This window comes from Streptomyces sp., from assembly GCF_031181555.1.
Classification (GTDB): Bacteria; Actinomycetota; Actinomycetes; order Streptomycetales; family Streptomycetaceae; genus Streptomyces; species Streptomyces fimbriatus.
Genome location: NZ_JAPSKQ010000015.1, coordinates 34,000 through 57,836, shown reverse-complemented (window position 1 = coordinate 57,836; position 23,837 = coordinate 34,000). Strand labels below are relative to the sequence as shown.

Here is a 23,837-nt window from a genome sequence, read left to right as displayed (position 1 = left end):
GGCGGTGGCCGACGAGGTGACGTCCTCCAACGAGGAGGACGGGATCGCGGTGGTGCTGGAGCGGTTGCTGGGCTGACGCCCGGCGTTCGGCGTTCGGCGTTCGGCGTTCGGCGTTCGGCGTTCGGCGGAGGATGCACGGATCGAACGTGCGCGGGCCTTCCGGCCCGATCATGGCTTGAGCCAAGCCAGTGCCTTACCACTCGGCCAATCCTCCGGGTGGGCGGCCCACGCGACGCGAACGCGCGTGCTCGAAGCGGCCGCCCCGGGCAGCTCCCCGTGCGGGGCGGACTCGACGGAGGAGTAGGGATTACTCCGGAGTCCGCCGCGGGCTGCCCCGACGGGAGCTGGACGTACTGCCGTGCATGGACATGCGTCCCACTCCTCTCCCAGATCGCGGCACCGGACATTCCCGGCGGTGCGGACACCCCTACTCTGCCCGGCGGGCGGCCCGGACGCCACCGAATTAACCGGCGCCGAGGGGGCGGGCACCGCTCCGGCTAGCGCCGCCGCCACCTGCGGCGACGGGACTTGGCGAAGAACCAGCCGGCGGGCGGTTCGTCGGAACGCCAGGGCTGCGGCTCCGGCTCCTCGCGGCGCCAGCGCTCGGTCAGCATCCGGGCCCGGGCGGACGGTTCGGCGGTCTCGGCGGCGCGTACGAAGTCGTCGTCCAGGACGACACCGTCCCAGGCGCCGTCCCGGCCGTCGTCCCGGGGACCTTCCCGGCCACCGGCCCGCTCGCCGCCGCCGTGTCCGCCCCGGTCGTCCCCGTCGCCCCGTCCGTCCCGCCCGCCGTGTCCGCCGTGGCCCTCGTGTCCGGCCCCCTCGCCCGCCATCGGATTCCTCCCCGTCGAATCGTGCGGTTGCGTCCGCTTTCGGTCAGTGTGCCGGGGCGGGGGTGAAGCCCCCGTCAAGGGCGCGTACGCGTCACTCCTCGCCGGCGAGCGTCAGAGCGCGCAGCTTCTGGCCGGCGTACCAGGTGGCCAGGACGGTGACCGCCGCGAGCAGGACCGTCGCGGTCGTCAGGCCGACGTCCGAGGTGACCAGGTCGCCGCCGGAGACCTTCTGGGCCACGGCCAGCGACCACTGCTGGACGCTCAGCGTGCGCGCACCGGGCACCAGGGAGCCGAACAGGGCCTCCCAGACCAGCGCGTAGACCAGGCCGAACACCACCGCGTGCCGGGAGACCGTGCCGAGCAGCAGGAAGAGCGCCGCGTACGCGATGGACGCGACCAGCGCGGCCACGGTGTAGGCGACGGCGACCTGCTGGCCGTTGCCGTTCAGGACGAAGCCCGCGATCAGCGTGGGCAGCGCCGAGAACACCATGGTCACGGCGATCGCGACGATCAGCTTGGTGTAGATGATCGTCGGCCGCTTGATCGGCTTGGACAGCAGGTACACCACCGAGCCGTCGTCGATCTCGGGACCGATGGCGCCCGTGCCCGCGATGACACCGATGATCGGCACCATGGTGGCGAGCGCGAGTCCGCCGAGCACGTCGGCGGCGGTCTGGTCGTCGGCCCCGGCGAGGCCGCGCACCGCCAGGGAGATCGCGATCAGCAGCAGGGGCAGCGCGCCCAGGATGAGGGCCCGGCGACGGCCGAGCAGGGCCCGGTAGGTGAGCCGGGCGACTGTGGGGTCGTACATCTTTCGGCCTCCTACGCCGCGACCAGATACGAGAAGACGGACTCGAGGGACTCGTCGGACGGCGAGACCGTGAGCAGCCGGATGCCGTGTTCCTTCGCGACCCTCGGCAGCAGGGCCGTGAAGCGGCCGAAGTCGACGGCCTGGATGCGCAGCGCGCCCTCGGCGTGGTCGACCTCGATGCCGGACGTGGACGGGTCGGCGATCAGCGCGGCCGCGAGGGCGCGGTCGTCGCTGGAGCGCACCAGGTAGCGGTGCGGGCGGTCCGTCATCAGGCGGCGGATCTTGCGGAAGTCACCGCTGGCCGCGTGCCGGCCGGCGACGACGACCTCGATGTGCCAGGCGAGCTGCTCGACCTCTTCGAGGATGTGGGAGGAGAACAGCACGGTGCGGCCCTCGTCGCCCATGCGCCGCAGCAGGTCCATCAGCTGCATGCGCTGGCGCGGGTCCATGCCGTTGAAGGGCTCGTCCAGCAGGAGCAGCGACGGCTCGTGGACCAGTGCCGAGGCCATCTTCACGCGCTGCCGCATGCCCTTGGAGTACGTGGCGATCTTCCGGTCCTGCGCGTACTCCATCTCGACCGTCGCCAGGGCCTTCTGGGCGGCCTTGGCGCCCAGGCCGTGCAGTTCGGCGTTGGCGAGGACGAACTCGCGCCCGGTGAGGAAGTCGTACATCGCCTCGCGCTCGGGGACGACGCCGATGTGCCGGTAGATGGCCTCGTTGCGCCACACCTGCTGTCCGTCGAGGGTGACGGTGCCGGTCGAGGGGGCGAGGAAGCCGCCCATCATGTTGATGAGGGTGGACTTCCCGGCGCCGTTGGGGCCGAGCAGGCCGGTGACGCCGGGGCCGATGGTCATGGTGATGTCGTTGACGGCGACCACGTTGCCGAACCAGCGGGAGACGTGGTCGATGTTGAGCGTGGTCACAGTCCCACCTTCTTGTAGCGCCGCATCAGGAGGCCGTAGCAGGCGGCGATCAGGCCGAGGCTGAAGAGGACGTAGACCACGCCCTCGGCGTCGCTCGGGCCCACGCCGCCCGGGAAGGCGGAGGTCGCGCCCAGGAAGGCGGACTGGACACCGTCGATGAGGGTGATCGGCGAGAACAGGCCGATCCAGGCGATGCCGTCGCCGCTGTTCTGCACCTCCGCGATCGCCTGGAGCGTGGAGACCGCGCCGTAGGAGATGGTGAGGACGGCGATCACGGCCGCGATGCCGAAGCCGCGGCGCGGGGTGACCGACGCGATGACCAGGCCGATGCCGGCGAAGAGCAGCGAGAGCAGTGCCACGGAGACGAGTCCCTGTGCGAATCCCTTGGTCTGGTCGGTGAAGTCGAGCTTGGCCAGCAGCGCGCCGATGTACAGCACGAGCAGGGGAGCGGCGGTGAGGATGAAGAGGGCCGAGGCCAGCGCCGCGAACTTGGCGCGCACGTAGTCGGCGGTCTCGATGGGCCGCGAGAAGTACAGCGGAACGGTCTTGAAGCGCAGGTCGCGCGAGACGGACTGGGGCGCCTGCGAGGCCACGTACAGGCTGATCACCGCCTGCATGATGATCGCGTAACGCGTGTAGTCGACGGGCAGTTCCTTGGTCTTGGTGGCGACCGCGACGGCCACCATGATGGCGGCGGGCACGCACATCACCACGAACAGCAGCATCGGCAGCACCTTGGACTTCGCCGAGCGGCCGAGGCCGTAGGAGCCGCGCAGGGACTGCGAGTACAGCGAGAGCCGGGCGTAGGCGCGGCCGAGGCGGGGGCCGTCGTAGGAGCGGTAGCCGATGTTGTGGATACGGGTGTCACCCGGTGCAGTGACCGGTGTCTGCGTGGACTGCTCAGCCGCCATGGCCGACCGCCTCCTTCCGCTGCTCGTCGTTGTTCCTGTCGTTCTTGTCGCTGTTGTCGCTGTTCTTGAAGACCTCGGAGATGTGGTGCCGGCGCTGTTCCATGCGCACCAGGCCGAGGCCGAGGTCGGCGATGACGTCCCGGACCAGGTCGTAGGTCTCCTCACCCTGCGCGGTGAGCAGCAGAACGTGGCCCGCGCCCGGCAGCCCGCTGCCGTCCTCGACGGTCACCCCGCGCGCGTGGAGCGCGTCGCGCACCGCACGGGTGCCGTCCGGGTGCTCGTCGGTGTCGGTGACCTCGATCGCGAGGGTCGTGGTGATCTGGGTGAAGTCCGTGGTGGAGCTGGAGCGCAGCAGCTTGCCGCCGTCGATGACGACGACGTGGTCGCAGGTGCGCTCCAGTTCGCCCAGGAGGTGCGAGGTGACCAGGACCGAGATGCCGAAGTCGGTGTGGATCCGGCGGATCAGGCCGAGCATCTCGTCGCGGCCGACCGGGTCGAGGCCGTTGGTCGGCTCGTCCAGGAAGACCAGCTGCGGGTCGTGCACGAGGGCCTGCGCGAGCTTCACGCGCTGCTTCATGCCGGTGGAGTAACCGCCGATGGGGCGGTAGCGCTCCTCGTACAGGCCGACGTGGCGCAGCGTGTCCGCGGTGCGCTCGCGCGCGGCGGTGGGCGGCAGGCCGGACATGCGTGCCATGTGGACGACGAACTCGGTGGCCGAGACGTCCGGCGGCAGGCAGTCGTGCTCCGGCATGTAACCGACCCGCTCACGGATGGCGGCGCCCCTGGTGGCGACGTCGAGGCCGAGCACTTCGGCGCGGCCCTCGGTGGCGGGGGACAGACCCAGCAGGATCTTGATCAGTGTGGACTTGCCGGCTCCATTGGCTCCGACGAGTCCGGTCACACCGGGCCCGACGTCCACGGAGAGCCGGTCAAGCGCGGTCACCCGGGGGAACCGCTTGCTCAGGCTTTCGGTCACGATCACAGTCACGCCCTCGACGGTAGTGACCCCCGACCCCCCGGTCGTCAGACCGGAGAGCCGTCTTGGGGTCCCCCTGGAGTCGTACGGACCCGTAGGGGGGTCCTGCCTGAGAGTCGCCCACGGACCACGGGGCACTATTGACGAACCCTCTAACAACTGCCACATTCGCCGGTGTGACGGGGATGCGGGGCGCGCGAGAGCGCCGGGTGCGCACGGGCGGGGTCGAGTTGTGCGTCGCCGAGATGGGCGACCGGGGGCGGCCGACGGTCGTCCTGGTGCACGGCTATCCCGACAGCAAGGAGGTGTGGTCCGAGGTCGCACCGCGCCTCGCCGAACGCTTCCACGTCGTGGCGTACGACGTCCGGGGCCACGGCCGCTCCACGGCACCGCGACCGCTGCGGGGCGGGTTCACCCTGGAGAAGCTGACCGACGACTTCCTGGCCGTCGTGGACGCGGTCAGCCCGGACCGGCCGGTGCACCTGGTGGGGCACGACTGGGGCTCGGTGCAGTCCTGGGAGTTCGTCACCGTGCCCCGCACCGAGGGGCGGATCGCCTCCTTCACCTCGATGTCCGGGCCGTCCCTGGACCACCTCGGGCACTGGATCGACCGCCGGCTGAAGCGGCCCACCCCGCGCCGGGTCTGCCAGCTGCTCGGCCAGGGCGCCAGGTCCTGGTACGTCTACCTGCTGCACACGCCGGTGCTGCCCGAACTGGCCTGGCGCGGCCCGCTCCGCACGCTCTGGCCGCGCGTCCTGGAGCGCGCGGAGAAGGTGCCCGGCGGCGACTATCCGACCCCGTCCCTGCCGTCGGACGCGGCGCACGGGGCCTGGCTCTACCGCGACAACGTCCGGCCCCGGCTGCAGAACCCCCGCACGGACGCCTACGCGCACGCGCCCGTGCAGCTCATCACGCCCCTGGGGGACGTCTTCCTCTCGGAGCGGCTCCACGACGAACTGGAGCTGTGGGCGCCGCGGCTGACCCGGCGGACGCTGCCGGCCAAGCACTGGGTGCCGCGTACCCGCCCCGACCAACTGGCGACGTGGATCGCCGACTTCGTGACGTCCGTGGAGGACGGCCGGACGGAGGTGACCGCTCCGGGACGGTACGCCGACCGCTTCGGCGGGCAGCTCGTCCTGGTCACCGGGGCGGGCAGCGGCATCGGACGGGCGACGGCGCTCGCCTTCGCCGAGGCGGGCGCGCGTGTGGTGGCCGCCGACCGGAACGCCGAGGCCGCGGTCCGCACCGCCGGTGAGGCCCGCCGTGCCGGGGCGCCGGCGGCCTGGGCGGAGACGGTGGACGTCTCCGACGAGCAGGCCATGGAGAAGTTCGCCGAGCGGGTCACCACCGAGTACGGCGTGGTGGACGTCCTGGTGAACAACGCCGGTGTCGGCCTGGGCGGCTCCTTCTTCGACACCACCGCGGAGGACTGGAGGAAGGTCCTCGACGTCAACCTGTGGGGCGTCATCCACGGCTGCCGGCTCCTCGGGAGGCGCATGGCCGAGCGCGGGCAGGGCGGCCACATCGTCAACGTCGCCTCCGCGGCGGCGTTCCAGCCGTCCAGGGCGCTGCCCGCCTACAGCACCTCCAAGGCGGCGGTGCTGATGCTGAGCGAGTGCCTGCGCGCGGAGCTGGCGGGGCGGGGGATCGGCGTGACGGCGGTGTGCCCCGGCTTCGTCAACACCGACATCACCGCCACCGCGCGCTTCGCGGGCACGGACGCCGAGGAGGAGCGCCGCCTGCAGCGGCGGGCGGCCCGGCTCTACGGCCTGCGGAACTATCCCCCGGAGAAGGTCGCCGCCGCGATCCTGCGGGCGGTGGTGCGCAACGAGGCGGTGGTACCGGTCACGCCGGAGGCGCGGACGGCGTATGCGCTGTCGCGGTGGATGCCGGGTGCGCTGCGGAGGATCGCTCGGGTGAAGCCGCCGATGTGAAGCCGCCGGTGTGAGCCGGGCGGGTCGGTTGTCCACAGAAGCCCCCAACTCTCCTGTGGATAAACGCACTTGGCTGTGGATCAAACCTGTTGAACGAAATCTGTCGCGTGATTCGCGTCTCTCCCGGCAGGCTGACGGGATGGACGAACAACGCACCGTGAAGGTGTCGAAGTATCTCGCCAGGCATCTGCGACATCAGCCGGAGAAGATCGGGCTCACGCTCGACGGGGGCGGCTGGGTGGAGATCGACACGCTGATCACCGCGGCGGCCGCACACGGCTTCCCGTTCACCCGGGAGGAACTGGACCACGTCGTCGCCGTCAACGACAAGCGGCGCTTCGCCGTCGAGGGCACCCGGATCCGCGCCAGCCAGGGCCACAGCGTCGCGGTCGACCTCGCACTGCCGCCGGCCACGCCGCCGCCGTACCTGTACCACGGCACCGTCGCCCGTTCCCTGGACGCGATCCGTACCGAGGGGCTCCGGCCGATGAACCGGCACGACGTGCACCTCTCCGCCGACCGCGAGACGGCTGCCCGTGTGGGCGCCCGGCGCGGCCGTCCGGTCGTCCTGTCCGTGGACGCGGCCGCCATGCACCGCGACGGCCATGTCTTCCGGGTGAGTGCCAACGGCGTGTGGCTGACCCGAGCCGTGCCCGTTCGGTATCTGCGGTTTCCCGGCGGCCGTTGAAGGCGCATGATCAGTGGTATGGACCACCTGCCCTCCACTGAGGCCGCCGTCGCCGCCCTCCGGGCGCTCGCCGAGACGTACGAGCGCGAGATCGAAGTCACCCATGACATCGGCGCCGACCGGACCTCGCGCCGCACCGCCGCGGGCGTCGGCGTCACCACCGACCCCGACGGCTCCCTCCCTCACGAGGCCTACGTCGAGTTCGGCGGCCTGCCACGGGTGAGCGTGCGGCTCTATCCCGAGGACGACGCGCTGATCGACATCGAGGGGGTGGAGTGCCCCGACATCCCACGCGACGACGTGCCGGCCTTCCTCCGCTCCGTCTTCGGCGGCCTGGCGTATGTCAGGGCGCGGCGCTTTCCGCCGGGGTACTTCCTGATGGTGCCGCTCCCCGGGGACCGGACGCACAAGGAGCTCATCCCCATGATCGTCCTCACGCCGTGGCTGAGCGCGCGGGTGCGTTGACCGCGCGCGGGCACTGATCGTTTCACGTGAAACCGGGGGGCGGCGCATAGGCTCGGTGACATGAGTCTGCGCCTGAGCACCGTGATCCTTCCGTACCGCCGCTGGAACGAGGGCGGCCGTGCGGCCTGGGAGCGTGCCGAGGATCTCGGCTTCCACACGGCGTACACCTACGACCACCTGTCCTGGCGCAGCTTCCGGGACGGTCCGTGGTTCGGTGCCGTCCCGACCCTGGCCGCCGCCGCGGCCGTCACCGAGCGGATGCGGCTGGGTACCCTCGTGACCTCCCCGAACTTCCGGCATCCGGTGACCCTGGCCAAGGAACTCATCTCCCTCGACGACATCTCCGGCGGGCGCGTCACGCTCGGTATCGGCGCGGGCGGCACCGGCTTCGACGCCACCGCACTCGGCCAGGAGCCGTGGACGCCGCGCGAGCGCGCCGACCGCTTCGGCGAGTTCGTCCCGCTGCTCGACCGGTTGCTCACCGAGGACTCCGTGTCGTACGAGGGCGACTTCTACGCGGCGCACGAGGCCCGCAACATCCCCGGCTGTGTGCAGCGGCCCCGGCTGCCGTTCGCCGTGGCGGCCACCGGGCCGCGCGGACTGCGGTTGGCGGCACGGCACGGACAGGCGTGGGTGACCACGGGTGACCCCAAGCTGTACGAGAACGGCGCCCCCGAGCAATCGATTCAGGCCATTCGCGGCCAGGCGGAGAGGCTGGCCGACGCCTGTGCCGAACTCGGCCGGGACGTGACCGGGCTGGACAAGATCCTGCTCACCGGGTTCACCCCGGACCGGGGCCGGCCGCTGGAGTCCCTGGACGCGTTCGTCGACTTCGCGGGCCGCCATGCCGAGCTGGGATTCACCGAGCTCGTGATCCACTGGCCCATCCCCGACTCGGACTTCGCGGCGGACCAGAAGGTCTTCGAGCGCATCGCGATGGAGGCGCCGACGCAGTTGCCCTGAGCGGCCGGACGGGTCCGGCATCGCCTCGCGGCTCCGCCCCGCGCCCGGGCCCCGGCAAGGGCGGTAATCACTCAGATGTGCACAGTGCCGCACGGTCGTGCGGGCATATGCGGAACAATGGCCGGGTGACCTCAGCGACCCGACAGCCCGAGACCCCGGCCTCTTCCACGATCTCGACTGTTCCCCCGCTCTCGGCCTCGCCCGAGCGGGGACATCCCCATGAGCAGGGAGGCAACCCCATCCTTCCCCCGCGGCTCATCGCCACCGACCTGGACGGCACCCTGCTGCGCGACGACAAGTCGGTGTCCCCCCGCACGGTCGCCGCGCTGGCCGCCGCCGAGAAGGCGGGCATCGAGGTCTTCTTCGTCACCGGCCGCCCGGCCCGCTGGATGGACGTCGTCAGCGACCACGTCCACGGCCACGGGCTGGCCATCTGCGGCAACGGCGCGGCCGTCGTCGACCTGCACGGCGGCCCCGGCACACACCGCTTCGTGAAAGTGCGGGAGCTGGCCCGGGAGAACGCGCTGGACGCCGTACGGCTGCTGCGCGACGCCGCGCCGGGCACGGTGTACGCCGTCGAGCAGACCTACGGCTTCAACCAGGAGCCGGAGTACCCGAAGCTGCACATGGAGGTCCCGGACGTCCTCAGGTCCGCCGAGGAGCTGCTGGGGCCGGACGGTCCCGCCGCGGACGAGCCCGTGCTGAAGATCCTCGCCTTCCATCCCGAGATGGACCCCGACGCCTTCCTCACCCTGGCCCGGCTCGCCATCGGCGACCGTGCCAACGTCACCCGCTCCAGCCCCAGCGCCCTGCTGGAGATCAGCGGCCCCGGCGTGTCCAAGGCCAGCACGCTCGCCCTGTGCTGCGCCGAGCGGGGCATCTCCCACGAGGAGGTCGTCGCGTTCGGGGACATGCCCAACGACATCGAGATGCTGACCTGGGCGGGCCGGTCCTTCGCGATGGGCAACGCCCACCCGGACGTCGCCGCCGCCGCGTCGGGGCGCACGGTCGCCAACAACGACGACGGGGTGGCCGTGGTGATCGAACAGCTGCTGGCGGAGCGGTCCTAGGGCCTGTCCGGTCGCGGTGCCGGTGGTCCGGCCGTCGTCCACAGGGTCACTCCGCGCTGTTCACAGGGTGACCCCGCGCTGGGCCAGCCACGGCACCGGGTTGACCGCCGAGCCCATCTCCGGGGTGACCCGCACCTCGAAGTGGAGGTGCGGTCCGGTGGAGTTGCCGCTGGTGCCGGACTGACCGATCCACTGCCCGGGCGAGACCCGGTCGCCCTGGTCGACGGCGACACTGGCGAGGTGGGCGTACTGGGTGTAGTAACCGCCCGAGTGCTTCAGCACGATCTCGATGCCGAAGGCGCCTCCGCAGGACACCTTCACCACCTTGCCGGCGCCCACGGCCCGGACCGGTGTGCCGATCGGCACCGCGAAGTCCTGCCCGGTGTGCCGGTTCGCCCACAGCGCGCCGCCACTGCCGTAGGACGCGGACAACGCGTACGTCTCCACCGGCGCCACCCAGGAGGTGGTGAACCGCGTCTCCGGCTGGTCGAGCCGGACCGCACCGCGGCAGGCGCCGGCCGTGACCGAGGCGTCCGCCTGTCCCTGGAGCTTCCACCGCGCCGTTTCGAGCTTCCGCTCGATGTTCCGCTTCAGGGTGGCGAGTTCCGCGTTCCGCTTCTTCAGCGCCTTCCACGCCGCCGCGGCCCTGGCCTCCTCCCGGGCGATCCGTGCCTCGGCCCGCGCGCTCTTCTCGATCGCTTTGTCGAGGGACAGCTCCGCCTGCCACACGGCCCGTTGGCTGCGCATCAGCTCCTCCGGGTCGTCCGCGAGGAGCATGTGCGCGGTGAGCGGCAGCCCGCCACCGCTCCGGTACTGGGAGCTGGCGATCCGCCCCAGGTCCTCGTGCATGCCGGCCATCGCCCGCCGCTCGCGGCCGAGCTCCTCCTCCAGCCGCCGCACCTCGGCCCGCTGCTCCTCGGCCTCCCTGCGCCCCGCCTCGTACTGCTCGGTCGCCGCCGCCGCTTCCTCGTACAGCCGCGCCACCTGCGCGCTGATGCCGGACGCGGAGCCGTGGCCGGGGGCGTGGGCGCCGTCGCCGTCGGTGGGCCGGGCGGCGAGCACGGCGAGCGCGCACAGCAGCACGGCGACGAGCAGCGGATGGCGGCGGGTGAGACGCATGCCTGCGATCCTGGCCCCCACCCCGGTGCACGGTCCTGTTCAGGTCGTACGCATGGGGGACTCCTCACCCCGGATGGACCAGCGGTACCGCCCTACCGCCGAACGACGGCCCGTCCGGTTCCGGTTGACGTCCCGTCATGACCGGAGGCGTCCGGTCAGCGGACGCCCGCCCGGAGCTCCGACTCCGCCTCCCGCCGCACCATCGACCGCAACGGTCCGTCCGCGGCCGCCAGTTCGGCGTACGGACCGCGCTGCACCACTCGTCCCCCGTCCAGCACGACGACCTCGTCCACCGCCTCCAGTCCCGCCAGGCGGTGGGTGATGAGCAGCGTCGTACGGCCCTCGGTGGCGGTCAGCAGGTCGGCGGTGAGCGCGTCCGCGGTCGGCAGGTCGAGGTGTTCCGCGGGCTCGTCCAGCACCAGCACGGGGAAGTCCGCGAGCAGTGCCCGGGCCAGCGCCAGTCGCTGCCGCTGCCCGCCGGACAGCCGCGCCCCGTGCTCTCCGACGAGCGTGTCGAGCCCGTCCGGCAGGCTGTCGGCCCACTCCAGCAGCCGGGCCCGGGCGAGCGCGTCGCGCAGCTCGTCCTCGGTCGCGTCCCGCCTCGCGAGCAGCAGGTTCTCCCGCACCGTGCTGTCGAAGAGGTGCGCGTCCTGCGCGCACAGACCGACCAGCCGCCGCACGTCGTCGCCGTCCAGGGCGTACGCGTCCACCCCGGCCAGCGTGTACGAGCCGGCGTCCGGGTCCAGGAACCGCAGCAGCACCTGCGCGAGCGTCGTCTTGCCGGACCCGGACGGGCCGACCACCGCGACCCGGCGGCCGCGCTCCAGCGTCAGGTCCAGCCCGGCGAGCGCGTCCCGGTCCTGCCCGGCGTACCGGGCGGCCAGCCCCTTGACCACGAGCGGGAACGGCGACGCGGGAGCCTTCCGCGGACGCTCCGGCTCCCGTACGGGCACCGGGGCGTCCAGCACCTCGTACACGCGCTCGGCGCTCCGGCGCACCCGCTGCCGGTACTGCACGGCGAGCGGCATCCCGAGGACGGCCTCGAACGCGGCCAGCGGGGTGAGGACGACGACGGCCAGCGCCACACCGTCCAGCCGGCCGGCGGCCACCGCCTGGACGCCGACGAGCGCGGCGGCCGCGACGGTCAGGCCCGAGATCAGCGCGGTGAGCCCGTCGCCGAGCGCGGTGGCGGTGGCGGCGCGCGAGGCGATCCGGGTGAGCGTGCCGTCGGCCCGCCGCGCCTCGGCGGTCCGCGCGGGCAGGGCACCGGCGACGGTCAGCTCCGCGGTGCCGGTGAGCAGGTCGGTCACACGGGTCGCGAGCACGCCCCGGGCGGGCGCCAGCCTGCGTTCCGCACGCCGGGCCACGGCGCCGGTGAGCAGGGGCACGCCGGCCCCCGCCGCCAGCAGTCCGGCCGCGAGCACGGCCCCGGCCTCGGGCAGCAGCCAGGCCGTGAAGCCGACGGAGAGGGCGGAGACCACGACGGCCGCACCGGCCGGCAGCAGCCACCGCAGCCAGTAGTCCTGGAGGGCATCCACGTCGGCGACCAGCCGGGAGAGCAGATCGCCCCGGCGCGCATCGCGCAGTCCGGCGGGCGCCAGCCGCTCCAGCCGCCGGAACACCGCGACCCTGAGGTCGGCCAGCATGCGCAGGACGGCGTCGTGCGACACCAGCCGTTCGGCGTAACGGAACACCGCCCGCCCGATGCCGAAGGCCCGGGTCGCCGTCACGGCCACCATCAGATGCAGCACGGGCGGCTGCTGCGAGGCCCGGGAGATGAGCCACCCGGACGTGGCCATGAGCCCGACGGCGCTGCCCAGCGCGAGCGTGCCGAACAGCAGCGCGAGCGTGAGCCTCCCCCGCCAGGAGCCGGACGCGGCACGGACACGAGCGAGCACGCCGCCCGGGGTCGTGTCCGTGCCGGGCGCGGCGGGCCCGCCCTCCGGCACGGTTTCCGCTGCGGGGGCCGTCGCGGGGCCGGCCTCCCGGCGCACGGACTCCCCGTGGCCGACGGGAGCCGGTTCCGCGAGCCGCACCACCCGGTCCGCGACGGCCAGCAGCGCCGGCCGGTGCACCACCAGCAGCACCGTCCGACCGGCTGCCAGCCGGCGTACCGCCGCCACGACCTCGGTCTCGGTCGCACCGTCCAGCGCGGCCGTCGGCTCGTCGAGCAGCAGGACGGGCCGGTCCGCGAGGAAGGCCCGGGCGAGCGCCAGTCGCTGCCGCTGCCCCGCGGACAGCCCCGCCCCGTCCTCGCCGAGCACGGTGCCGGCGCCTTCGGGCAGCGCGTCCACGAACTCCAGCGCGCCGGCGTCCCGCAGGGCACGCCGCACGGCGTCGTCGTCCGCGTCGGGCCGGGCCAGCCGTACGTTCTCCGCGATCGTCCCGGCGTACAGGTGCGGCCGTTGCGGCACCCAGGCGACGCGGCGGTGCCACTCGGCCAGGTCGGCTCCGGCGAGATCCGTCTCCCCGATCCGCACCCGGCCCTCGGCCGGCCGGACGAATCCCAGCAGCACGTTCAGCAGCGTGGACTTGCCCGCCCCGCTCGGTCCGACGAGCGCGACCGTCTCCCCGGGGGCGACGGTGAAGGACACGTCCGACACGGCGTCCGTGGAGCGGCCGGGATAGCGGACCGTCACCCCCTCGAAGGACAGACCGCCCCTCTCGGAGGGCAGGCCGCCCGTCGTCCCGGTCCCGGTCCCCGGCGCCGGGACGGGCGTCTCCAGCACCGAGAAGATCTCCTCGGCCGCCGCAAGTCCCTCCGCCGCCGCGTGGTACTGCGCCCCGACCTGCCGCAGCGGCAGGTACGCCTCGGGCGCGAGGATCAGGATGACCAGGCCGGTGGAGAGGTCCATGCCGCCGTGCACGAGCCGCATGCCGATGGTCACCGCGACCAGGGCCACCGAGAGGGTGGAGAGCAGTTCCAGCGCGAAGGAGGAGATGAAGGCGATCCGCAGCGTCCGCATGGTCGCCCGCCGGTACTCGGCGGTGATCCGCCGGATCGACTCGGCCTGGGCCTTGGCCCGTCCGAACACCTTCAGCGTCGGCAGCCCGGCGACGACGTCCAGGAAGTGCCCGGACAGGCGGGACAGCAGCAGCCACTGACGGTCCATCCGGGACTGGGTGGCCCAACCGATCAGCACCATGAAGACAGGGATGAGCGGCAGGGTGCCGACGATGATCGCCGCCGAGACCCAGTCCTCGGTGACGATGCGCGCCAGCACCGCCACCGGTACGACCACCGCCAGACCCAACTGGGGCAGGTAGCGCGAGAAGTAGCCGTCGAGGGCGTCAACCCCGCGGGTCGCCAGGGTGACGAGCGAACCGGTGCGCTGCCCGCTCAGCCATCCCGGGCCCAGCGCCGTCGCCCGCTCCAGCAGCCGTCCCCGCAGCTCCGACTTCACCGCGGCGCTCGCCCGGTGGGCGGCCAGCTCGGTGAGCCAGCCGACCAGCGCACGACCGACCGCGACGGCGGTGAGGAGCAGCAGGGGAGTGCCGAGTGCGCCGACGGACATGCCGTGCTGGAACGCACCCACCACGATCTCGGCGATGAGCATGGCCTGGGCGACGACCAGCCCCGCGCCGACGGCGCCCAGGCCGACGACCGCCACCAGGAAGAGCCGGGTGGCACGGGCGTACCGGAGCAGCCGCGGGTCGATTGGTTTCACGTGAAACACACCTCAGTGCACGGGATCGGCGATGTGCTGCGTGCCGATCCGCTTGCGGAACACCCAGTACGTCCAGCCCTGGTAGAGCAGGACGACCGGCGTGGCGATCACCGCGAGCCAGGTCATGATCTTCAGGGTGTAGGGGCTGGAAGAGGCGTTGGTGACGGTGAGGCTCCAGTCCGCGTCCAGCGTGGACGGCATGACGTTCGGGAAGAGCGTCAGGAAGAGCATCGCCACGGCGGCCACGATGGTGACGCCGGACAGCGTGAACGACCAGCCCTCGCGCCCCGCCTGGTTCGCGACCAGCGCGGCGACCAGCGCGGCGACGGCGACGACCAGCGCTAGCAGGCTCGTGCCGTCCCCCTTGTCGGCCTGGGTCCAGAGCAGGAAGGCCGACGCGAGTACGGCCGTGACGAGGCCCACGCGCAGCGCCAGTCGCCGCGCCCGTTCCCTGATCTCCCCGACCGTCTTGAGCGCGGTGAACACCGTCCCGTGGAAGGTGAACAGCGTGAGGGTGACCAGGCCTCCCAGCAGTGCGTACGGGTTGAGCAGATCCCAGACGGTCCCCACGTACTCGAACTCGGCGTCGATCTTCACACCGCGGACGATGTTCCCGAAGGCCACGCCCCACAGGAAGGCGGGGATCAGCGAGGTCCAGAAGATCGCCGTCTCCCAGTTGCGCTGCCAGCGCTCCTCCGGCCGCTTGACCCGGTACTCGAAGGCGACACCGCGGATGATCAGGCAGACCAGGATGAGCAGCAGGGGCAGGTAGAAGCCGGAGAAGAGCGTGGCGTACCACTCGGGAAAGGCGGCGAAGGTCGCACCGCCCGCCGTGAGCAGCCAGACCTCGTTGCCGTCCCAGACGGGGCCGATCGTGTTGATCAGCACCCGCTTCTCGGCACGGTCGCGGGCGAGCAGCCGGGTGAGGACGCCGACCCCGAAGTCGAAGCCCTCGAGGAAGAAGTAGCCGGTCCACAGGACGGCGATCAGTACGAACCAGACGTCGTGCAGTTCCATGACGGTGCAGCTCCCTCGGCCTAGTACGAGAAGGCCATCGGCTTGTCGGCGTCACGGAGGTCGCCGCCGAGCTTCGTGGGCGGGTTGAGATCGGACTCGGTGAGCTCGGGCGGCCCCGCCTTGACGTACTTGGCGAGCAGCTTGACCTCGATGACGGCCAGGACGGCGTAGAGCACGGTGAAGACGGTCATCGAGGTGATGACCTCGGCCTGGGACACGCCGGGGGAGACGGCGTCCTTGGTCTGCATCACGCCGTAGACGACCCAGGGCTGACGGCCCATCTCGGTGAAGATCCAGCCCCAGGAGTTGGCGATCAGCGGGAACGCCATCGTCCACAGCGCCAGGAGCCAGTACAGCCGGGACAGCTTCGCCCCGAGCGGCTGCTTCAGCAGCACCAGACGCGGTACCTCGTCCTCCCCGGTGCGCAGGGCGGCCGGCAACAGGAACTTCTTCCGCGTGAGCCACAGCCCCAGCAGGCCGAGGGAGAAGGAGGCCATGCCGAAGCCGATCATCCAGCGGAAGCCCCAGTAGGCGACGGGGACGATGGGCTTGTAGTCACCGGGACCGAACTTCTCCCGCAGGGCCTCGTTGGTGTCGTTGATGCCGGGCACGTACGAGTCGAAGTCGCTGTGGGCGAGGAAGGACAGCAGGCCGGGGATCTCCAGGGCGACCTTGTTGTGGCCCTCGTCGACGTCCCCGTAGGCGAACACGGAGAAGGGAGCCGGTGCCTCGCCGTCCCACAGCGCCTCGGCTGCGGCCATCTTCATCGGCTGCTGCTCGTACATGACCTTGCCGAGGGTGTCGCCGCTGACCGCGGTGAACAGGCCTCCGACCGCCAGGGTGACCAGACCGAGCCGGAGCGAGGTGCGCATCACCGGGATGTGCTTCCTCCGCATCAGGTGGAAGGCGGCGATGCCCACCATGAAGGCGCCGCCGGTCAGGAAGGCCGCCGAGAAGCTGTGGAAGACCTGGTTGAGCGTGGTGTTCTGGGTGAGCACCAGCCAGAAGTCGGTGAGCTCGGCTCGGCCCTTCTCCTCGTTGATCCGGTAGCCGACCGGGTGCTGCATCCAGGAGTTGGCCGCGAGGATGAAGTACGCCGACAGCAGCGTGCCGATCGAGACCATCCAGATGCAGGCCAGGTGGATCTTCTTGGGCAGCTTGTCCCAGCCGAAGATCCACAGACCGATGAAGGTGGACTCGAAGAAGAAGGCGATCAGTGCCTCGAAGGCGAGCGGGGCGCCGAAGACGTCACCGACGAACCGCGAGTAGTCGGACCAGTTCATGCCGAACTGGAACTCCTGCACGATGCCGGTGACCACACCCATCGCGATGTTGATCAGGAAGAGCTTGCCCCAGAACTTCGTCGCCTTGAGGTACTTCTCCTTCCCCGTGCGCACCCAGGCGGTCTGCAGCCCGGCGGTGAGGGCGGCCAGCGAGATCGTCAGGGGAACGAAGAGGAAGTGGTAGACGGTGGTGATACCGAACTGCCATCGCGCCAGGGTCTCCGGCGCCAGAGCCAGATCCACGTCGTCGCTCCTTACTTCGCCGTGGTCAGCAGCGGCCGCTTGGTCCCGTTCGTCCCCCACAACTCGGGAAAACGGGATCTGCTTGTGAACGCGTTCACATTCACAAGCAATTATGACCTACCGCTTTTCACACCCGGAAGGGGGGTCCCGTGTGACGTCAACCCCTTGGCGAGGGCTTCCACACTCTGTTGAATCGCAGGCACGCCGACGCTGTCCTGGACGTTTCACGTGAAACGGACACCACACAGGAAACCGGCCGACGACTGAGTCGCCGGCCGGCTGAAAGCGTCAGGAGGACCCCCGCCCTCACGGGCCGCTAGAGCTGCTTGCGGAAGTCCTCCGCCACCTTCAGGAAGATGTCGTTCGCCTCGGCCTCGCCGATCGTCACCCGCACCCCCTCTCCGGGGAACGGCCGGATGACCACGCCCGCCTGCTCACACGCCTGCGCGAACTCCACCGTGCGCTCCCCCAGCCGCAGCCACACGAAGTTGGCCTGGCTCTCGGGCACCGTCCACCCCTGGCCGCGCAGCGCGTCCATCACACGGTTGCGCTCGCACACCAGCGAACCGACCCGGCCGATGAGCTCGTCCTCGGCCCGCAGCGACGCGATCGCCGCGTCCTGCGCGATCTGACTCACCCCGAAGGGCACCGCCGTCTTGCGCAGTGCCGCAGCCACCGGCTCGTGGGCGATCGCGAAACCGACCCGCAGCCCCGCCAGGCCGTACGCCTTGGAGAAGGTCCGCAGAACGCAGACGTTGGGCCGCTCCCGGTAGATCTCGACGCCGTCCGGCACCTCGGGGTCCCGGATGAACTCACGGTAGGCCTCGTCGAGCACCACCAGGACGTCGCGGGGCACCCGGTCGAGAAAGCGCTCCAGCTCGGCCCGCCGCACCACCGTGCCGGTCGGGTTGTTGGGGTTGCAGACGAACACGAGCCGGGTCCGGTCGGTGATCGCCGCGGCCATCGCGTCCAGGTCGTGCACATCACCCGGCGTCAGCGGCACCCGCACGGACGTGGCACCGCTGATCTGGGTGATGATCGGGTACGCCTCGAACGACCGCCAGGCGTAGACCACCTCGTCGCCGGGGCCCGAGGTGGCCTGCAGCAGTTGCTGGGCGACACCGACCGAGCCGGTGCCGGTGGCCAGGTGGGAGACCGGGACGGCGAAGCGTTCGGACAGCTCGGACATCAGGGCCGTGCAGGCCATGTCCGGGTAGCGGTTGAAGGAGGAGGCCGCGGCCGTGACGGTCTCCATCACACCCGGCAGCGGCGGATAGGGGTTCTCGTTGGAGGACAGCTTGTAGGCCACCGGGCCACCGGCCGCCGCCGGCTTGCCCGGCTTGTACGTGGGGATCCCCTCCAGCTCGGCGCGCAGCTTGGGGCTCGTCTCGCTCACCGCAGTCCTCCTCGCGAAGACCGGCGGCCCATGACCGCCGCCGACATCCAATACTGCTCACCTTATGAGGATTCGACGCCGCTGCGTATAGGGGCGGCAGAGACGCTCAAGCGGCCCGTGCGTCCCACTGCCGACAAGGGCAACATCACTCGAAGGTGCATGAATGGCGCACGAGCCGGGGGCGCGCCGCACATATATCTACGCGCCGGTGGCTTGCGCCGTAGCGCGCATCCCCCGTGCAGGTGAGTTGAGACCTCTTCGCAACATCGCGCCCTCGGCAGGCCCGCATGCGCCGACACGTCGGATACTGGCATGGGAGTGCTCAACACCCTTGTTTTCAAAGGGGGTTAACATTAAATGATCTTGCAGAAACGTGCCTGTCAACGCATGCATATGCGCCCGCCCTACCCCACCGTATGAGCCCTACTATCGGCTCGCCATGACAGCAGCAGGGAAGCACCAGGTGAGCCGCGCGGAAACCTCACGCCGAGGCAGCCGGCCGGGTCGAGCGGGCATCAGGGACGTGGCCGCCGCCGCCGGAGTCTCCATCACGACCGTCTCCGACGCCCTCAACGGCAAGGGTCGGCTCCCGGACGCCACCCGGCGCCACGTCCGTGAGGTGGCCGACAGACTGGGGTACCGCCCCTCGGCCGCCGCCCGCACCCTCCGTACCGGCAAGTCCGGCCTCATCGGCCTGACCGTGACGACGTACGGGGATGAACCTTTCACCTTCACCGAGTTCGCGTACTTCGCCGAGATGGCGCGCGCCGCCACCTCCGCCGCGCTCGCCCGCGGCTACGCCCTCGTCATCCTCCCCGCGACCTCCCGCCACGACGTGTGGTCCAACGTCGCCCTGGACGGCACGGTCGTCATCGACCCCTCCGACCAGGATCCGGTCGTCAGCGAACTGGTCCGCCAGGGCTTACCGGTCGTCTCCGACGGCCGCCCGGCCGGCTCACTGCCGGTCACGGCCTGGGTCGACAACGATCACGAGGCCGCGGTCCTCGGCATCCTCGACCACCTCGCCGACGCCGGCGCCCGCCGCATCGGCCTGCTCACCGGGACGACGACCGACACCTACACCCATCTGTCGACCACCGCGTACCTGCGCTGGTGCGAGCGCGTCGGCCAGGACCCGGTGTACGAGGCCTACCCCGCGCACGACCCGTGCGCGGGCGCCGTCGCCGCCGACCGGCTGCTCGCCCGCCCCGACCGCCCCGACGCCGTCTACGGCCTGTTCGACCCGAACGGCACCGACCTGCTCGCCGCCGCCCGCCGCTACGGCCTGCGCGTCCCGGACGACCTGCTGCTCGTCTGCTGCAGCGAGTCCACCGTCTACGCCAGCACCGAACCGCCCATCACCACGCTCTCCCTGAAACCGCGGCGCATCGGCACGACCGTGGTCCAGCTGCTCATCGACGCCATCGAGGGGGTCGACTCCGACCACCCGGTGGAGCAGGTGGTACCGACCGAGCTGATCGTGCGCACCTCCTCGCAGCGCCGGCCGCCCCGTACGACGGTCAGCCCGCCGAGGTCACCGAAGAGGACCTGACGCCGGGGCACCGACGGGCCGGTCCCGCGAACAGCGTTCGCGGCGGGGAAGGCCACAGGGCGGTCGAATTCCGGCCCAAACGGGGCGAAAGGCGCGGAGACCCGGAGTCTTGCTCCGATTCACCACCCCTGGGTCATCACATGGCGCGATCCGCATTCCTATGATGGGCCCACGACACCGCGGGCCGCTGCGACCAGGCAGTCCGACGCGGTGCAGATGCGGCGCGATGGTGGAGGGGTCGATGACTCAGGGGGCCGGTCAGGGACCCGAGGTGGAGCGGACGGCGACACTGCGCGACTTCCGCGTACCCGCGTACGTCCACGAGACCGGTCCGTACATCCAGAGCACCCACCCGGGTGACGTCGTCCCGCCGTCCGAGGAGACCTATCCGGAGGGATACACCCCCACCCAGCGGGACCTCCCCGTCATCAATCGGGGTGACACTGTTCAGGTGACCGTCGACCCCGCGTCCGTGCCCGCCCCGCAGCCCGCCACCGGCCCCGGCCCGCTGTACGTGGTCGGTGACGTCCACGGCTACCTCGACGAGCTGGTGGCCGCCCTCCAGGAGCAGGGCCTCATCGACTCCGCGGGGCAGTGGTGCGCCGGCACCGCGCGGCTGTGGTTCCTCGGCGACTTCACCGACCGCGGCCCGGACGGCATCGGCGTCATCGACCTCGTGATGCGGCTCTCCGCCGAGGCCGCCGCGGCCGGCGGCTACTGCAAGGCCCTCATGGGCAACCACGAGCTGCTGCTGCTCGGCGCCAAGCGGTTCGGCGACACCCCCGTCAACTCCGGCGCGGGCACCGCCACCTTCCAGGCGGCCTGGCTGCTCAACGGCGGCCAGAAGACCGACATGGACCGCCTCCAGGACCACCACCTCCAGTGGATGGCCCGCCTCGACGCCGTCGAGGAGGTCGACGGCCACCTGCTGCTCCACTCCGACACCACCGCCTACCTCGACTACGGCCGCTCCATCGAGGAGGTCAACGACACCGTCCGCGAAACGCTCACCCGCAACGACGCGGACGAGGTCTGGGACCTGTTCCGCAAGTTCACCAAGCGGTTCTCCTTCCGCGACGAGGGCGGCGCCGACGCGGTGCGCTCCCTGCTGGATACGTACGGCGGCACCCGGGTCGTTCACGGCCACAGCCCCATTCCGTACCTGCTGGGCGAAGTCGGGTCCGAGGACGGCGAGGACGACACCGGCCCCGTGGTCTCGGGACCGCACGTCTACGCCGACGGTCTCGCCATCGCCATGGACGGCGGCGTCACGATGGCCGGAAAACTGCTGGTCCAGCAACTGCCGCTCGGCGTCTGACGGTTCACGGGGCCGTCGTCCGGCGGCCCGCGCCCGCACCGCACGCGCGGCAATTTCGGTAAACCCCCTGTCACCGCGCGCCGTCACCGCTCTACCATCGGCTTATCCGTAGCAGGCTCCCCTCCGTTTCTGCCCGACGGCTCGTCAGCATGCCGAGCCCCAAGCCCTACGGAGCATCGGGGGATGCACATGAACAGCGTTCCGCAGTACCTGTCGAGCGAGGACCGCAAGGAATACGAGCGGATTCTCGATGAGGCGCTGCGCTCCGCACCACACCACCCGGAACTGACCGCTGTCGGACAGCGGCTCAATCCCGAACAGCTGCGCACGATGGCGCTCAACGCCTCCGCGATCATCACGGCGGCCGCGGCGACCGAGTACCAGCACTACGTGAAGGTCCGCGAGGAACTGCGCCGGCCCCCGGCGCCGGCCGCCCCGTCCGTCCGCGAGTCCGACTCCGCCGAGCCGGACACGAACGCGGTGGGGCTCGCCACCACCATGGGTGAGGCCGCCGGCGCGGGCGCCGTCGCCGTCGTCGCCGTCCTGGCCCCGGTCCTGGCCGGAACCGCCGCCGCGATATTCCTGCTCGTCGGCTACGTCCTGCGGATGCTCGACCCCGGCGCCGCGTTCGCCCGGACCATGCTCACCACCGGCTGGGTGTTCGGCGCCGTGACGGCGGTCGCCATCCTCGTCGCCGCGGTGGGCCTGCTGCTCACCGCACTGCGCAACAAGCCCTCGGCCCTCGGTGCCTCGTACGACGAACTCGACGGGGAGTTGGCCCGGGCCAGGGACGCCTGGCGCGAGGCACTGCTGGAACGGGGGATCCTGCCGTTCCTGCGGGACGCGCTCACCGACCCGGCGGCGGCCACCGCACTGCACCACACGGCACCGCCCGCGCCGACCAGCCGTATTCCGCACCTCGGTTACGACCGGCCGGGTTTCACCAGCCCGGGCGAAGGCCCGGCCCGCGGCCCGCGGCCGAGCTACTCGAGCCCGGACTACTCGAGCCCGGACTTCGGGGGACCGGAGCACCAGCCGGAGTAGCCGGACGGCCCGTCCGTCGGCTTGCGCTCCCTTCCGGGCGGAGCCTCTCGGGGCCTCCGCGTCGGGGGACGCGAGCCGGGTGGGCGGTTCCGGTCGGGCGGGCGCCGAGTGGGCGGGTTCCCGCTGTGGCAGGCCGTCGCCGTGCGCCGGTCAGAGGATGCCCGCCCGGCCCGCGGCCGTGATCCACGTCGGGAACTCGGACAGCAGACGGTCGTACAGCTCCGGGTCCGGCACGGTGCTGATGTCGTCGACGGCGAAGAAACCGACGTTGTCGACACGGCGCCCGGGCAGCGTGTCGAACCGCTCCAGCACGCCGTAGTTCGACCGGCCCAGCCCCACGAACTGCCAGAAGACCGGCTCCTCGACGGCCTCGCGCAACTGCCGCTCGATCTCGGCGTTGCGGTAGACACCGCCGTCGGAGAAGAACAGCACGAGGGTCGGCACGGAGGCGGGGTTCTCCCGGACGTACGCGCGCACCTCCGCGATGACCTTCTGCTCCTCGTTCTGGATGCCCACCTCCCGCATGTCGACCTGGCGCGGGTCCAGCCCCTTCTTCCGCCCGCGCCGGAAGAGACTCATCTCCCCCACGCGCACATGCAGCCGCAGCCACTCGGGAAGCTCGCCGAGCCGCAGATCGGGCAGCCTGGCCGGGTTCGAGGCGAACGTCCAGGCCTGCATCTCACCGTCGTCGTCCAACTGCGCGGCGACGGCGGCCATGCGCTCGACGACATCGGCCACGACCCCCTTGGAGTACAGGAAGGACATGGACCCGGAGGCGTCCAGGACGAGGATGACACGCGCGGTGACCCCGGTGGCCCCGTGCTTGCGCAGACTGACCGCGACCTGCTCCTTGCGCAGGGACAACCGCTTGCGCATGTCCACGGGCAGCCGCTCCTCACCCTTGGTCAGCCGCGGGGCGCCCGTCCGGGGGACGGGGGGCGGTGCGGCCGCCGCGGGCACCGCGGGAGGAACCGGCGGGGCCGGTGTGGCTGGTGTGGCTGGTGCGGCCGGGGGCACCGGGGCGGTGGCCGCCGGGGAACCACCGTCCGCCGGAGAGGCGTCGTCCACGGTGATACCGAAGTCGGTGGCCAGCCCGGCGAGCCCGGAGGCGTACCCCTGCCCCACCGCGCGGAACTTCCACTTCCCCTGTCGTCGGTACAACTCGCCGCCGATGAACGCGGTCTCCGTCCCGGCCACCATGTCGAACCGCGCGACCTCGGTCCCCGTCCCTGCGTCGAGCAGCCGGAGGACCAGTCCCGGCACCTGGCCGAAGGTCCCGCCGTCGGCCGACGCGCACAGCACGATCCGCTCGACGGCCGGTTCCAGCGAGCGCAGGTCCACCTCCACGGTGTCGGTCGCGGTACCGGCGGCACTCCGCTTCCCCTGGTGCGTCACGGCACCCGACGCGTGCCGCGGCTGGTTGTAGAAGACGAAGTCGCCGTCGTCCCGCACCCGCCCGGCCTCCGTGAGGAGCAGAGCCGAGGCGTCGATGTCGGGCACACCCGGACCGGCCGCCCAAGCGAGCTCAACGCGCACCGCGGGGGCATCGACGGGAAGGTTGGATCCCTTGCTCATGGAGCTCGCTGTCATGGGATCAGTCTGCCGAGTCGGCACCGCAAAGGG

At 71.5% G+C, this 23,837-nt stretch carries 19 protein-coding genes and 1 tRNA gene; 8 read left to right on the top strand and 12 right to left on the bottom strand.

All coding sequences use genetic code 11. From position 1 onward, the window contains the following. Positions 1-125 precede the first annotated feature (125 nt). From RIM90_RS05750 to RIM90_RS05725, 6 genes are all read right to left on the bottom strand, one after another. Positions 126-214, bottom strand: a tRNA-Ala gene (locus RIM90_RS05750). A 283-nt stretch (positions 215-497) separates the two neighbouring features. Next, a complete protein-coding gene (locus RIM90_RS05745; RefSeq protein ID WP_309059462.1) occupies positions 498-833 on the bottom strand; it encodes a hypothetical protein in 336 nt (111 codons plus the stop codon). A gap of 91 nt (positions 834-924) precedes the next feature. Beyond that, positions 925-1,644, bottom strand: coding sequence for an ABC transporter permease (locus tag RIM90_RS05740; protein ID WP_309059456.1), 720 nt, complete (start codon positions 1,642-1,644; stop codon positions 925-927). 11 nt (positions 1,645-1,655) lie between these two features. Next, positions 1,656-2,567 carry an ABC transporter ATP-binding protein gene (locus RIM90_RS05735; RefSeq protein ID WP_309059455.1) on the bottom strand — a complete coding sequence of 304 codons (912 nt, stop codon included), beginning with the start codon at positions 2,565-2,567 and terminating at the stop codon, positions 1,656-1,658. Further along, on the bottom strand, positions 2,564-3,478 hold the full coding sequence (locus tag RIM90_RS05730) for an ABC transporter permease subunit (protein ID WP_309059454.1): 915 nt from the start codon (positions 3,476-3,478) through the stop codon (positions 2,564-2,566). The genes RIM90_RS05735 and RIM90_RS05730 overlap by 4 nt, the downstream gene beginning before the upstream one ends. Continuing rightward, positions 3,468-4,460, bottom strand: coding sequence for an ABC transporter ATP-binding protein (locus RIM90_RS05725; RefSeq protein ID WP_309059461.1), 993 nt, complete (start codon positions 4,458-4,460; stop codon positions 3,468-3,470). Before RIM90_RS05725 ends, RIM90_RS05730 begins: the two co-directional genes overlap by 11 nt. Positions 4,461-4,630: 170 nt before the next feature. Between RIM90_RS05725 and RIM90_RS05720 the strand changes: the two genes are divergently transcribed. The 5 genes from RIM90_RS05720 (at position 4,631) to RIM90_RS05700 (ending at position 9,574) form a co-directional block, all read left to right on the top strand. Continuing rightward, complete coding sequence (locus RIM90_RS05720) at positions 4,631-6,388, top strand: SDR family oxidoreductase (protein WP_309059453.1); 1,758 nt, start codon at positions 4,631-4,633, stop codon at positions 6,386-6,388. 139 nt (positions 6,389-6,527) lie between these two features. Then, positions 6,528-7,076 carry an RNA 2'-phosphotransferase gene (locus RIM90_RS05715; RefSeq protein WP_309059452.1) on the top strand — a complete coding sequence of 183 codons (549 nt, stop codon included), beginning with the start codon at positions 6,528-6,530 and terminating at the stop codon, positions 7,074-7,076. Between the two features lie 6 nt (positions 7,077-7,082). Continuing rightward, positions 7,083-7,541: a hypothetical protein gene (locus tag RIM90_RS05710; protein ID WP_309059451.1), complete on the top strand. Its 459-nt coding sequence runs from the start codon at positions 7,083-7,085 to the stop codon at positions 7,539-7,541. Between the two features lie 60 nt (positions 7,542-7,601). Further along, positions 7,602-8,504 carry an LLM class flavin-dependent oxidoreductase gene (locus RIM90_RS05705; protein ID WP_309059450.1) on the top strand — a complete coding sequence of 301 codons (903 nt, stop codon included), beginning with the start codon at positions 7,602-7,604 and terminating at the stop codon, positions 8,502-8,504. 107 nt (positions 8,505-8,611) lie between these two features. Next, positions 8,612-9,574 carry a Cof-type HAD-IIB family hydrolase gene (locus RIM90_RS05700; RefSeq protein ID WP_309059449.1) on the top strand — a complete coding sequence of 321 codons (963 nt, stop codon included), beginning with the start codon at positions 8,612-8,614 and terminating at the stop codon, positions 9,572-9,574. A gap of 60 nt (positions 9,575-9,634) precedes the next feature. On the opposite strand, the gene RIM90_RS05695 is transcribed toward RIM90_RS05700, so the two are convergent. The 5 genes from RIM90_RS05695 to hisC all read right to left on the bottom strand — a co-directional run bounded on the left by RIM90_RS05695 (position 9,635) and on the right by hisC (position 18,300). After that, positions 9,635-10,693: a M23 family metallopeptidase gene (locus tag RIM90_RS05695; RefSeq protein ID WP_309059448.1), complete on the bottom strand. Its 1,059-nt coding sequence runs from the start codon at positions 10,691-10,693 to the stop codon at positions 9,635-9,637. 155 nt (positions 10,694-10,848) lie between these two features. Further along, complete coding sequence (cydD, locus tag RIM90_RS05690) at positions 10,849-14,361, bottom strand: thiol reductant ABC exporter subunit CydD (RefSeq protein WP_309059447.1); 3,513 nt, start codon at positions 14,359-14,361, stop codon at positions 10,849-10,851. A gap of 12 nt (positions 14,362-14,373) precedes the next feature. Then, positions 14,374-15,378 carry a cytochrome d ubiquinol oxidase subunit II gene (gene cydB, locus RIM90_RS05685; RefSeq protein ID WP_309059446.1) on the bottom strand — a complete coding sequence of 335 codons (1,005 nt, stop codon included), beginning with the start codon at positions 15,376-15,378 and terminating at the stop codon, positions 14,374-14,376. A gap of 20 nt (positions 15,379-15,398) precedes the next feature. Beyond that, positions 15,399-16,904, bottom strand: coding sequence for a cytochrome ubiquinol oxidase subunit I (locus tag RIM90_RS05680; protein ID WP_309059445.1), 1,506 nt, complete (start codon positions 16,902-16,904; stop codon positions 15,399-15,401). 316 nt (positions 16,905-17,220) lie between these two features. Continuing rightward, a complete protein-coding gene (hisC, locus tag RIM90_RS05675) occupies positions 17,221-18,300 on the bottom strand; it encodes a histidinol-phosphate transaminase (RefSeq protein WP_309059444.1) in 1,080 nt (359 codons plus the stop codon). 439 nt (positions 18,301-18,739) lie between these two features. Here hisC and RIM90_RS05670 point away from each other — a divergent pair, with 439 nt between their 5' ends. The 3 genes from RIM90_RS05670 (at position 18,740) to RIM90_RS05660 (ending at position 22,214) form a co-directional block, all read left to right on the top strand. After that, entirely contained in the window at positions 18,740-19,852 is a 1,113-nt protein-coding gene (locus tag RIM90_RS05670; RefSeq protein ID WP_309059443.1) for a LacI family DNA-binding transcriptional regulator, read from the top strand. 226 nt (positions 19,853-20,078) lie between these two features. Then, complete coding sequence (locus RIM90_RS05665; protein ID WP_309059442.1) at positions 20,079-21,170, top strand: metallophosphoesterase; 1,092 nt, start codon at positions 20,079-20,081, stop codon at positions 21,168-21,170. Between the two features lie 183 nt (positions 21,171-21,353). After that, positions 21,354-22,214, top strand: coding sequence for a hypothetical protein (locus RIM90_RS05660; protein ID WP_309059441.1), 861 nt, complete (start codon positions 21,354-21,356; stop codon positions 22,212-22,214). A 150-nt stretch (positions 22,215-22,364) separates the two neighbouring features. On the opposite strand, the gene RIM90_RS05655 is transcribed toward RIM90_RS05660, so the two are convergent. Further along, entirely contained in the window at positions 22,365-23,804 is a 1,440-nt protein-coding gene (locus RIM90_RS05655; protein ID WP_309059440.1) for a VWA domain-containing protein, read from the bottom strand. Between the last annotated feature and the right edge of the window lie 33 nt (positions 23,805-23,837).